The organism is Type-D symbiont of Plautia stali (genome assembly GCF_001485335.1).
Classification (GTDB): domain Bacteria; phylum Pseudomonadota; class Gammaproteobacteria; order Enterobacterales; family Enterobacteriaceae; genus Pantoea; species Pantoea vagans_C.
On record NZ_BBOC01000054.1, the window covers coordinates 1 to 12062 of the forward strand.

Annotated in this window: 11 protein-coding genes; 8 read left to right on the forward strand and 3 right to left on the reverse strand. The window is 54.9% G+C overall.

The window, feature by feature from the left end; translation table 11 throughout:
- Positions 1-1233 (reverse strand): MFS transporter (locus tag PSSD_RS16805; RefSeq protein ID WP_058973013.1); only part of this gene is annotated, 1233 nt, incomplete at its 3' end.
- 358 nt (positions 1234-1591) lie between these two features.
- Between PSSD_RS16805 and hinT the strand changes: the two genes are divergently transcribed.
- The 8 genes from hinT to PSSD_RS16845 all read left to right on the forward strand — a co-directional run bounded on the left by hinT (position 1592) and on the right by PSSD_RS16845 (position 7731).
- The gene (hinT, locus tag PSSD_RS16810) at positions 1592-1942 is read left to right on the forward strand and encodes a purine nucleoside phosphoramidase (RefSeq protein ID WP_039333694.1); all 351 of its coding nucleotides are present in this window, start codon (positions 1592-1594) and stop codon (positions 1940-1942) included.
- 18 nt (positions 1943-1960) lie between these two features.
- Positions 1961-2326 carry a YcfL family putative periplasmic lipoprotein gene (locus PSSD_RS16815; RefSeq protein ID WP_058973014.1) on the forward strand — a complete coding sequence of 122 codons (366 nt, stop codon included), beginning with the start codon at positions 1961-1963 and terminating at the stop codon, positions 2324-2326.
- Positions 2327-2336: 10 nt separating this feature from the next.
- Positions 2337-2933, forward strand: coding sequence for a penicillin-binding protein activator LpoB (gene lpoB, locus PSSD_RS16820; RefSeq protein WP_058973015.1), 597 nt, complete (start codon positions 2337-2339; stop codon positions 2931-2933).
- The gene (gene thiK / locus PSSD_RS16825; protein ID WP_058973016.1) at positions 2920-3735 is read left to right on the forward strand and encodes a thiamine kinase; all 816 of its coding nucleotides are present in this window, start codon (positions 2920-2922) and stop codon (positions 3733-3735) included. Before lpoB ends, thiK begins: the two co-directional genes overlap by 14 nt.
- 15 nt (positions 3736-3750) lie before the next feature.
- The gene (gene nagZ, locus PSSD_RS16830) at positions 3751-4794 is read left to right on the forward strand and encodes a beta-N-acetylhexosaminidase (protein WP_058973017.1); all 1044 of its coding nucleotides are present in this window, start codon (positions 3751-3753) and stop codon (positions 4792-4794) included.
- Positions 4795-4833: 39 nt separating this feature from the next.
- A complete protein-coding gene (ycfP, locus tag PSSD_RS16835) occupies positions 4834-5376 on the forward strand; it encodes an alpha/beta hydrolase YcfP (RefSeq protein WP_039333701.1) in 543 nt (180 codons plus the stop codon).
- A gap of 212 nt (positions 5377-5588) precedes the next feature.
- Positions 5589-6893, forward strand: coding sequence for an NAD(P)/FAD-dependent oxidoreductase (locus PSSD_RS16840; RefSeq protein WP_153011455.1), 1305 nt, complete (start codon positions 5589-5591; stop codon positions 6891-6893).
- 295 nt (positions 6894-7188) lie between these two features.
- Positions 7189-7731 carry a glycine zipper 2TM domain-containing protein gene (locus tag PSSD_RS16845; RefSeq protein ID WP_034822117.1) on the forward strand — a complete coding sequence of 181 codons (543 nt, stop codon included), beginning with the start codon at positions 7189-7191 and terminating at the stop codon, positions 7729-7731.
- A 64-nt stretch (positions 7732-7795) separates the two neighbouring features.
- On the opposite strand, the gene mfd is transcribed toward PSSD_RS16845, so the two are convergent.
- Together mfd and PSSD_RS16855 are read right to left on the reverse strand one after the other, a co-directional pair.
- Positions 7796-11239 carry a transcription-repair coupling factor gene (mfd, locus tag PSSD_RS16850; RefSeq protein ID WP_058973019.1) on the reverse strand — a complete coding sequence of 1148 codons (3444 nt, stop codon included), beginning with the start codon at positions 11237-11239 and terminating at the stop codon, positions 7796-7798.
- A 251-nt stretch (positions 11240-11490) separates the two neighbouring features.
- A complete protein-coding gene (locus PSSD_RS16855) occupies positions 11491-11700 on the reverse strand; it encodes a hypothetical protein (protein ID WP_039330664.1) in 210 nt (69 codons plus the stop codon).
- Between the last annotated feature and the right edge of the window lie 362 nt (positions 11701-12062).

A 12062-nucleotide genomic window follows, 5' to 3' on the forward strand; every position in this document is an offset into this window, starting at 1 on the left:
AAATCCAGCTAACTGCAGCACAATACCCACCATCATGACGGCACCGGCTTGCGAGGCTTTGCGGGTCAAGGTCATGATGCCGGCGAAAATCCCCTCGCGGCGCTGGCCGGTGATCACCTCATCAACATCCGCGATGTAGGTATAGGTATTCCACGGAACGTAGTTGATGCCGCCGCGGCCCAGACCGGCTAAGGCGGAAATCAGTACCAGTAGCGCAAGGTTATCATTCATGCCGGTGTACCAAAGCCCGGCGTAAGAGAGGGCGCTGAGGCCGAACAGCACCACCACCATGCGATAGGCCGGGGCAGGTCCAATGCGAATACACAGCGGAATCATCGCCATCACGGCGATAAACTGCAGTACTGCCATGGTGCCCATGAGATTTGATGCGATCTGCGCGCTCTGCATCAGCACAAACACCACGTACCAGGTGAACACTGCATTAAACACGTCCTGCGCAATGTAGCCGCCCAGATACATGCCAAGGTGCTGGCGGAAGATGCGAATACGCAACGTGGAGGCCAGTTCGACATACAAGCGCTTTAGGCTTTGCAGCAACGACAGCTGCGACTTTTGCTCCTCCGCCCGACGCGACTCAGCGGAGAAATCTTCGGGTGCACGTTCCCAGGTGAAACGCCATACCAGCGTCAACACCAGGGCGCAGATCACCGAGAACACCAGGCTGGCATAGAAGAAGGAGACCGGGTTCTCTTTGCCAAACCAGCCAATCAGCACGCCGGGTAAAAAGGCGGCGAGAATCGAGGAGAGTTGTGCCAGTGCAATACGCGCACCGGAAAATCGGGTTTTCTGCTTAAAGTCATCGGTCATTTCCGGTACCAGCGTTTCATAAGGCACCAGAATCATGGTGTAGACCACATCGAACAGCAGATAGGTCAGCAGATACCACCAGAAACTCATGTCACTAATCCACATCAGGCTATAACTGAACACGCAGGGGATGCCGAGCAGAATGAAAAATTTGCGGCGGCCAAAGCGTTTACCCAGCCAGGTGGAACCGAAGTTGTCGGTGAGGAAGCCCATCAAGGGGCTGACCAGCGCATCCAGGACGCGGGCGGCAGCAAAAATGAAGGTGGCTTCTATCGGCGAAAGTCCGCAGAAGGTGGTGTAAAAATAGAGCAGCCAGGCGGCAGTAAGCGCCGTGGTGCCTGCTCCGAGGAAATCCCCGGAACCGTAAGCCAGATAATGGCCCAGACCAATCTTACGAGACTGCATGGCAGGTTCTCCTTGAAATTGACGGATTGCACATCCCTCATTACTCCGTACTGCTTGCCCGGATTGGATAGAAAGTAGAGCGCTGTGACCCGGCAAACCTTCGTCATTTGGCAAGGGTTGGCGGGATAGTGGCAAAATCACAAAGAAATCGACGCGATATCTCTAATTTATAAAACAGCGTTTCATTTCTGTGTTGATTGGCGATGCAGAAATGCGAGGTGCCGCACAGCGGTTAAACCAAAAGAAAAAATGATGCAAAGACAGTCATTCAATGCAAGAAAAGTGGTCCTGAGGTTGTAAGAAACAGAATTCCTCACGCATACTGGCGGACTGAACTTAAGGCTTAAGGAAATGCACCATGGCTGAAGAAACGATTTTCAGTAAAATCATCCGTCGCGAAATCCCCGCCGACGTGGTTTATCAGGACGAACTGGTCACTGCCTTCCGCGATATCGCGCCCAAAGCGCCGACGCATATTCTGATCATTCCTAACGTATTGATCCCCACCGCTAATGACGTGCAAGAAGCGCACGAGCATGCGCTGGGCCGCATGATCACGGTAGCGGCTAAAATCGCGAAGGATGAAGGGATTGCCGAAGATGGCTACCGTCTGATCATGAACTGCAACCGTCATGGCGGCCAAGAGGTTTACCACATCCATATGCACCTGGTTGGCGGACAGCCGCTGGGCCCGATGCTGGCCATCTAACCTCAGGCGGACCTTGTGATGCGTCAATGGCTGTGTGGCATGCTGTTACTGACCCTGGCGGGTTGCAGCAGTAACAAACCGATGATCAATACCTCGCAATCGCTGGTGATGGAGTCTTCCGTGTTGTCTGCGGGTATCATCACCGATGAGCCCACGCTTGCAAGCCGTGACGGCCAGCAGCGTGCGTCAAGTGTGCTCTATAATCAGCGTGAAACACCGGTGACCGTGCACTATCGTTTCTACTGGTATGACGATAAAGGCCTTGAGATAACGCCTGAAGAACCGGTACAAACCCAAACCGTTCCCGCGCATGGCAGCACTGAAGTTGTCTCGCAAATTGGTAATTTGACCGCCAGCAAGGTGCGTCTGTATCTCTTTCTCTGAGGAGTAACCTGTGATTCGCAGTGTAAAACGTTCCAGTGCGCTGTTATTTGCGCTGATGCTCACCGGTTGTGTGGTGAAACAGCAAAGCCCGGCGCCGGTTGAACCGACCCAGCCAACTACCCCGACGCAACCCGAGCAGCCACCAACGCCGCCGGTGCCACCGCCGGAAAACGTGCCGCAGCCGCCGAAACTGAAAACCATTAACTGGAGTGCCAGTGTGCAGCCGTTAGTGGCGAATATGGTGCAGTCAGCAGGCGTTAATCCTGGCAGCGTGCTGCTGGTGGATCGCATTAAAAACAGTACAAACGGCGCGTTGCAGAGTGATAAAGCCACTGACGCGATTCAAAGCGCACTGGCAAACAATGGCAAATTCACCTTAGTCACCCCAGAACAGTTGGCGCAGGCCAAGCAGGCGCTCGGCCTGTCAGCGGATGACAGCCTGAACTCTCGCAGCAAAGCGATTGGCCTGGCGCGCAACGTTAACGCCCAGTACGTGCTTTACAGCAATGCGCAGGGCGATGTGAAGTCTCCGACACTGCAAATGCAGCTGATGCTGGTGCAGACCGGTGAAATCATCTGGTCAGGCAATGGTATTGCACAACCCTGATCCCCAGTTGCAACAACTGCTTCAGCAACAATGGCCGACGGCGCAAGCTGCCGGTCATTTTTTCGCGCTGCCGGGACTCAGTGGCAACAGCGTGCAGGTGCAAACAGAGCAGGGCGAGTTGCTGGCGCGCCGTTCTCCGTTACAACCGATTCCGTTTGTCGATCGTCAGCGTGAATATCGCATACTGCACAAAATGCGCCATACGCAGTTAGGGCCAGCGCCACTTAGCTGGCGTGAACCCTGGCTTTTACAAAGCTGGTTACCCGGGGAAGTGTTAACCCCGACGCAATTCAATCAACAGCGTCCAGCTGTGTTGGCACTGATACATCGCCTGCATCAACAACCGCTGACCGGTTATCGTCTGCGTCTCGCGCCACTGCTACAGCGTTACTGGCAGCTGTGTCAGCAACGCCACTGGCGCTGGCAGCACCAGTTGCAACGCTTAATCAAACAAGGCGAACCGCAGCCGTTACGCCTCGCGCCGCTGCATATGGATATCCACGCCGGTAATCTGGTGGCGACGCACGGTGGCCTGCGCCTGATTGACTGGGAGTACGCCGCCGACGGCGATGTGGCGCTGGAACTCGCCGCGCTGTGCGCGGTCGATGGAGAACATGAGGCGGACTGGATTGCCGGATATGCGCAACACAGTCAGCTTGACGAACAGGTGCTGGCGCGTCAGATGCGCCGCTGGCAGCCATGGCTGCAACTGCTGATGGCGAGCTGGTATCAACTGCGCGCCGAGCAGAGCCATGATCACACTTTGCAGCAGCTGGCCCGATCCAGCTGGCAGCATCTTTAACTCAGGATTGTCAACATGACCATGAATACCCCCGGCCCGCTGATGTTGGATGTCGAAGGCTATGAACTCGATGCAGAAGAGCGCGAGATCTTGCAACATCCGCTGGTGGGCGGGCTGATTCTGTTTGCCCGCAATTTTCACGATGTCGAACAGTTAGCTGAACTGGTGCGCCAGATTCGTGCGGCTTCACGCAATCGTCTGGTGGTAGCAGTGGATCAGGAAGGCGGGCGCGTACAACGTTTCCGCGAAGGTTTCACCAAGCTACCCGCCATGCAATCTTTTGCGGCCCTGCACGATATGGCTACCGCCGGTGAAGTGGCGCAGCAGGCGGGTTGGCAGATGGCGGCCGAGATGATTGCGATGGACATCGACATCAGCTTTGCGCCGGTGCTGGATATCGGTCACATTAGCGCGGCGATTGGTGACCGTTCATTCCATGAAGATCCGGCAATTGCACTGCAAATCGCACGCCGATTTATCAATGGCATGCACGAAGCGGGAATGAAAACCACCGGTAAGCACTTCCCTGGCCACGGTGCGGTGAGTGCTGATTCGCATAAAGAAACCCCGCGCGACCCACGTGATGCCGACACGCTGCGTCAGCACGATATGGCTATCTTCAAGCAGTTGATTGATGAGCAGTTACTGGATGCGGTGATGCCTGCCCACGTTATCTATACTGAGGTAGATCCTTTACCCGCCAGCGGCTCACCCTATTGGCTGCAAACGGTATTGCGCAAGGAGCTGGGTTTCAATGGGGTGATTTTCTCTGACGATTTGTCAATGGAAGGTGCCGCGGTGATGGGCAGCTACGCCGAGCGCGCCCAGCAGTCACTCAATGCCGGATGCGACATGATCCTGGTCTGCAACCAACGTGCCGGCGCGGTAAGTGTGCTGGATAACTTGACGCCGATCCAGGCAGAGCGAGTGACGCAGTTATACCATCAAGGGCGATACACCCGTCAGACTCTGTTAGCCAGTGAACGCTGGAAGCAGAATCACCACCAGCTCAGCGCATTGCAGGATCGCTGGCTGGAGCATAAAGCGTCGGGCAGATAAGCGCCGCTGCCCGGATTTCATTCCACGCTGAGGAAAATCATGATCATCTATCTGCACGGTTTTGATTCCAGTAGTCCGGGCAACCATGAAAAGGTGCTGCAACTGCAGTTTATTGACCCGGATGTCAGGCTGATCAGTTACAGCACGCTTCACCCGAAACACGACATGCAGTTTTTGCTGAAAGAGAGTGACAAGCTGCTGCAGCAAGCAGGCGATGCGCACCCGTTGATTTGCGGTGTGGGCTTAGGCGGTTACTGGGCCGAGCGTATTGGCTTTCTCTGTGGCATGCGGCAGGTGATGTTTAACCCCAACCTGTTCCCGTTTGAGAACATGGAAGGCAAGATCGATCGCCCGGAAGAGTATCTCGATATCGCCACCAAGTGCGTCAACGATTTTCGTGAAAAGAACCGTGACCGCTGCCTGACAATCCTTTCACGCCATGATGAGGCGCTGGATAATCAACGCAGTGCTGCGCTGTTACATCCGTTTTATGAGATTGTCTGGGACGAAGACGCCAGCCATAAATTCAAGAATATTTCCCCTCATTTACACCGCATCAAAGCCTTCAAATCCCTTGCCTGAGCGAAAACGCGCCGTGTGATGCGGCGCACAGAATGTTTAACATTCTGATAATGCAGCTGAAAGATTGATGTACATCAATTTTCTTATGATCTGACGATTGCGCCGTGATATTCTGCCCTCAGCTCGCGATTTAACGTCGCCAACCCTATGTTTATTAAGGTTTTTAGTAACCATTAATTAACTATTGGTTTACAACTTTGAGGGGGTCTTTGTTGACTACATCTATGGAAAAAATCGTCATTATTGGCGGTGGTGCCGGTGGCTTAGAGCTGGCAACACAGCTCGGTCATAAGCTTGGCCGCAAAAAGAAAGCCGAGATTATTCTCGTCGATCGCAATCACAGTCATCTGTGGAAGCCGTTGTTACATGAAGTGGCGACGGGTTCGATGGACGAAGGTATCGATGCGCTGAGTTACCTGGCGCACGCGCGTAACCACGGTTTCCAGTTCCAGCTGGGATCGCTGACGCAAATCAATCGTGAAACCAAAACCATTGAACTGGCAGAGATCCGCGATGCTAACGGTGAGTTGCTGGTGCCGCAGCGTGAGCTGGCCTATGACCGTCTGGTGATGGCGCTGGGCAGTACGTCTAATGACTTCGGTACGCCGGGCGTGAAAGATCACTGCATCTTCCTGGATAACCCGCATCAGGCCCGTCGTTTCCATAATGAAATGCTCAACCTGTTCCTGCGCTTCTCTGCCAGTGAAGGCAGCCTGGAAAAGGTCAATATTGCCATTGTCGGTGGCGGTGCCACGGGCGTTGAGCTGTCGGCTGAGCTGTACAACGCCGTCAAACAGTTGCACAGCTACGGTTATAAAGGTCTGGATAGCTCCGCGCTGAATGTCACGCTGGTCGAAGCCGGTGAGCGCATTCTGCCCGCGTTGCCACCCCGCATCTCTGCGGCGGCACATCAGGAGCTGACCAAGCTCGGCGTGCGTGTGTTGACGCAAACCATGGTCACCAGCGCCACAGAAGAGGGGCTGAACACCAAAGGTGGCGAGTTCATCAACGCAGATTTGATGGTGTGGGCGGCAGGGATCAAAGCGCCGGACTTTATGAAGGACATCGGCGGGCTGGAAACCAATCGTATCAACCAACTGGTGGTGAAGGATACGCTGCAAACCACGCTGGACGATGATATCTACGCGATCGGTGATTGTGCGTCCTGCGCACTGCCCGCTGGCGGTTTTGTTCCGCCGCGCGCGCAGTCTGCGCACCAGATGGCTTCACGTGCGCTGGAGAACATCCTGGCGCAGCGTAAAGGCAACGCGCTGAAAGCCTATGTCTATAAAGATCACGGTTCACTGGTGTCGCTGTCCCGCTTCAGTACCGTTGGCAGCCTGATGGGTAACCTGATGCGCGGTTCGATGATGGTAGAAGGGCGCATTGCGCGTTTTGTCTACATCTCTCTATATCGTATGCACCAGATTGCGCTCCATGGATATTTCAAAACCGGCCTGATGATGCTGGTGGGTAGCCTGAACCGCGTACTGCGTCCGCGCCTCAAGCTACACTAATGATTTCGGGGCGGTGCTATACCGCCTCACGCCTTCCTCCTGCCGTAACCCCCTGAAAAAAGACAGTTCAGCTTAAGGTTACGGCGGTATTTCACCTGCTCTCAGAACTCTCTGAAAAACTGGCCCTGACCGGTTTCCGCCTCGTTTCCTCCATTAATCTGATGTTGCAATTACGGACCATCTGTAAAACTTATATCCACAAACACGGCGCGGCGCGCACGCCGTTTATGCCTCGGCTACACAGGATTCGGTAGCGGCAGGATTGCGCGGTAACAACCTTCAGGAGGACATTCCTGTGAATAAATCAATGTTAGCGGGTATCGGTATCGGCGTGGCAGCCGCATTAGGTGTGGCCGCCGTCGCCAGCATGGATGTCTTTGATCGTGGCCCGCAGTATGCTCAGGTTCTCTCGGCAACGCCGATCAAAGAGAGCATTAAACAACCGCGACAGGAGTGTCGCAATGTGACGTTAACGCATCGTCGTCCGGTACAGGATGAGAACCGCATCGCCGGTTCGGTACTGGGTGCCGTGGCGGGTGGTGTGCTCGGTCACCAGTTCGGTGGCGGTCGTGGGCGTGATGTCGCGACGGTAGCGGGCGCGTTGGCAGGCGGTTACGGTGGTAATCAGGTGCAGGGTGCATTGCAGGATCGTGACACTTACACCACCAATGAACAGCGTTGCAAAACCGTCTACGACAAACAGGAAAAAATGCTGGGTTATGATGTGACCTATAAAATAGGCGACCAGCAGGGCAAAATCCGCATGGAAAATGACCCTGGCACCCGCATTCCGCTTGACCGTAACGGTCAGCTGATCCTGAATTCGAATCAGGCCTAATTGGGCAAAGACACGTCACAGCAGCAGTAACGAAAAAAGCGCCGTAAGGCGCTTTTTTATCACACTAAACCCGGTTCTTCGCCAACTCACCAATAAAGCTCTGTACCCACTCCATGCGCACTTTGCGTTCTTCTAAATCACGCGTGAACTTCAAGCGGGTTGGGCCATCCAGTTTCCACTGCTTAGGATCTTTTTGCAGCAGACCAATTAGCCAGCCGGGATCGACATGGTTCTGGGGTGCAAACTCGAAGAAGCCGCCTTTTTCACTGGCTTCAATTTTGCGGATGCCCAATTCACGCGCTTCAAGACGCAGCCCTGCGACATCCAGCAGATTTCGCGCCGCATCAGGCAACTTGCCAAATCGGTCAATCATCTCCACTTTCAGTTCCGCCAACTCTTGCGCATCGCTGGCCGAAGCTACGCGCTTATACAGTGACAAACGCGTATTCACATCCGGGATAAAATCATCTGGCAGCAGAGCGGGCATGCGCAGTTCGATTTCCGTCTGATTGCTGGTGAGATCTTCCAGTGAAGGTTCACGCCCGGCTTTCAGTGCATCCACAGCGTTCTCCAGCAGTTCCATGTACAGCGTAAAGCCAATGGTTTCCATCTGGCCGCTTTGATCTTCACCCAGCAATTCACCGGCACCGCGGATCTCCAGATCGTGCGTTGCCAGCGCAAAACCCGCACCCAAATCTTCCAGCGAGGCGATGGCTTCCAGACGTTTCTGCGCATCGGTAGTCATCGCTTTAGGATGCGGTGTCAGTAACCAGGCGTAGGCCTGATGGTGCGAACGCCCCACGCGGCCACGCAACTGATGCAACTGCGCCAGGCCAAAGTGATCGGCACGCTCAATGATAATGGTGTTGGCGCTGGGCACGTCGATACCGGTTTCGATGATGGTAGTACACACCAGCACGTTAAAACGCTGGTGGTGGAAATCGTTCATCACCCGTTCCAGGTCGCGTTCGCGCATTTGGCCATGACCAATGGCAATACGGGCTTCCGGTACTAAATCGGCCAGGCGTTGCGCGGCTTTTTCGATGTTCTCGACATCGTTATACAGGTAGTAAACCTGCCCGCCGCGTAAAATCTCACGCAGGATCGCTTCGCGCACCACCAAACTATCGTATTCACGGACAAAGGTTTTCACCGCCAGTCGGCGGGCTGGCGGGGTGGCGATAATCGACAGATCGCGCATACCGCTCATCGCCATATTCAGGGTACGCGGAATCGGCGTGGCGGTGAGCGTCAGGATGTCCACATCGGCGCGCATCGCTTTAATCCGCTCTTTGTGTCGTACCCCAAAGCGGTGCTCTTCATCGACAATCAACAGGCCAAGGTCGTGCCATTTCAGATCGCTGGACAGCAACTTATGTGTGCCGATCAAAATATCCACTTTGCCTTCGCGCGCCTGCTCAAGCACCTGGCTCTGCTCTTTAGCGCTGCGGAAGCGTGAGAGCATTTCGATACGCACCGGCCAGTTGGCAAAGCGGTCGCGGAAGTTATCGTAGTGCTGCTGCGCCAGCAGGGTGGTTGGCACCAGCACCGCGATTTGTTTGGCATTCTCAACGGCGAGGAAAGCGGCACGCATTGCCACTTCGGTTTTACCAAAACCTACGTCACCGCACACCAGACGATCCATCGCCAGCGGCTGGCACATATCACTCAGCACGGCATTGATGGCCTGGCCTTGATCCGGCGTGGTTTCAAACGGGAAACCTTCGCAGAACAGCTGATACTGGTCGCGGTCATGCTTGAAGGCGAAACCGGTTTTGGCGGCGCGCTGGGCGTAGATATCCAATAGTTCCGCCGCGACATCACGCACTTTCTCGGCGGCTTTCTGTCGTGCGCGTGACCAGGCATCACTGCCGAGTTTGTGTAAGGGGGCATTTTCATCCGCACCGCCCGCGTAACGGCTAATCAGGTGCAGAGAGGAAACCGGCACGTAGAGCTTGGCATCACCTGCATAGGAGAGCATCAGGTATTCGGCAACAATGCCGCCGGCTTCCAGCGTGGTCAGGCCGATGTAACGTCCCACGCCATGTTCCAGATGCACCACCGGCTGGCCGGGATGCAGCTCAGCCAGGTTACGGATCAGCACATCAGGGTTGATGGTGCGACGATTATCCTGGCGGCGGCGACTGACGCGTTCACCCAGTAAATCACTTTCGCAAATCAGTGCACGGTGGCGGGTGCTGTCGATGAAGCCGCGCTCGCTGGCACCGATCATCAAACTGTGGGGGTGTTGACTCGCCTGATCAAAGTGCTCGATCGGCTGTGGGCGAAGCTTGATACGTGCCAGCAGCTCTTGCAGGCTTTCACGGCGTCCTTCGCTCTCTACTGAGAAGATAATCTGCCCATCGAACTGCTCGATAAACTGGCGCAGAAGATCAAGCGGGGCTTTGGCCTGTGCTTGTACCGCCAGTTCGGGCAGCGGCTGATAGCCCAGGTTGGTGTTGGCGGCTTTCTCTGGCAGCGTCTCATTGCTTAACTGCATGCGCGGCCAGGCTTTCAGTTCACCCAGCAGAGCGTCCGGGCGCAGCCACAGGCTGGCGGGTTCCAGCAGTGGACGCATAGGATCGATACGGCGATTTTCATAGCGGGCATTGGCATCTTGCCAGAAACGATCGGCGCTGCCGTGCAGATCGCCGCTGTTTAGCACCAGCGTGTTAGCGGGTAGATAGCTAAACAGCGTGGGCAGTTCCTGCTCAAAGAACAGCGGCTGCCAGTATTCGATGCCCGCAGGCAAGGTGCCTTTGCTCACCTGTTGATAGACGTGTTCCGGCTCGCGGCGCACGTCAAAATTTTCACGCCAGCGAGTGCGGAACAGCTCAATCGCCGTTTTATCGGTCGGAAATTCATGGGCGGGCAGTAAATTGATAGCATCAACCGCTTCCAGCGTGCGCTGGCTGTCAACGTCAAACAGACGCAGGCTGTCGATTTCGTCATCAAAGAAATCAATACGATAAGGCTGATCGCTGCCCATCGGATAGAGGTCCAGCAGCGCACCACGCGTGGCATATTCACCGTGTTCCATCACCTGATCAACATGGCGATAACCCGCTTGCTCCAACTGGTCACGCAGTGCATCGCGCGACAGTTTTTGCCCCTGTTTCATCACCAGCGCATGGCCGTGCAGGAAGCTGTGCGGGCAAACGCGCTGCATCAGCGTGTTAACCGGCATAATCAGCATGCCGCGCGTTAAATTGGGCAGTTGGTATAAGGTGGAGAGACGGGCAGAGATAATGTCCTGGTGCGGGGAGAAGCTGTCATAGGGCAGCGTTTCCCAGTCGGCGAGGTTAGTGACCGGCAGATCGGTGAACTGGCGAATCTCCTCCTGCAAACGCAGGGCAGACTGCATATCCGGGGTAATCATCAACACCGGACCGGGATGACGTTCAGTGATGCTGGCGCACTCAACCGCTTGCGCGGCGCCAATCAGTTCGCCGAGCTGACGATGATCGCCCGCTTTCGCAGGCAGGGTATAACGACGCTGTTCCGACATAAGGACTCGACATTCTCTCCTTGGATTCCAGGGCGTCATCATTCCACAATCTGCCTTGAGGATCATCTGTCGCGGTGCTATTTCTCATCGCCCTTCATACTTCGCGCTGTGGCCGCGTTGGCTTGCCGCCTTGCCATAGCACGAATTATTTTGGACTTACTTCAGTCAGTGACTGGCGTTTCATTTCCTTGCCGCGCGATTTGATTTGCGGCTTTAGCCTGAGTAACAGCGCCTTGAATTATGGGGAACAGTCACTTACTGGATTGCTGTGTATAGTGCATGCGCGGACGATCAATATTGGCCCATGACAGCTCTTTCTCCAGATGGTAGCTGTGATTGCCGTCGTCCCACTTCACGTAATAGCCGGTTGGCGCATCTCCCTGTTCAAAGACGTTAACGATCTCGCCTTTAATTTCTCCCGATTTGTGTTTAACGATACTGCCCTTCGGAAATCTGAACATGGGTGTACTCCTTTTCGCCCGGCATCTTTCGCACCGTGGCGGCGTTGGCTGCGCCTGCTAACCCCAGTCACTTACTGATGTAAGCTCCTGGGGATTAGCAGACTTGCCGCCTTGCCACAGCACGGAATCTTTGGGCTGGCTGCGGTGCCGGTTGTAAAAACTACTTCTTTTAAACCAGTCTACGCCAGGTGATGTCTAATAAACGCACAATAAGTATCATTATTTTGTCGCAATTTTATGCATTGACGCAGATCGTGACGTATTTAGACGTAACTTTGCCGCAGACTCAGAGGGTTAGAGGTTTCATAAAGCAGACGGCTCCTTTATCATCCCACTACTTATTTTCAGGCAACTGCCAAGAC

Bases quoted from the DNA above. Each gene is read 5' to 3' on its own strand.
- hinT (WP_039333694.1), top strand. From the start codon at position 1,592: ATGGCTGAAGAAACGATTTTCAGTAAAATCATCCGTCGCGAAATCCCC.
- PSSD_RS16815 (WP_058973014.1), top strand. From the start codon at position 1,961: ATGCGTCAATGGCTGTGTGGCATGCTGTTACTGACCCTGGCGGGTTGC.
- nagZ (WP_058973017.1), top strand. From the start codon at position 3,751: ATGACCATGAATACCCCCGGCCCGCTGATGTTGGATGTCGAAGGCTAT.
- ycfP (WP_039333701.1), top strand. From the start codon at position 4,834: ATGATCATCTATCTGCACGGTTTTGATTCCAGTAGTCCGGGCAACCAT.
- mfd (WP_058973019.1), bottom strand. From the start codon at position 11,239: ATGTCGGAACAGCGTCGTTATACCCTGCCTGCGAAAGCGGGCGATCAT.
- PSSD_RS16855 (WP_039330664.1), bottom strand. From the start codon at position 11,700: ATGTTCAGATTTCCGAAGGGCAGTATCGTTAAACACAAATCGGGAGAA.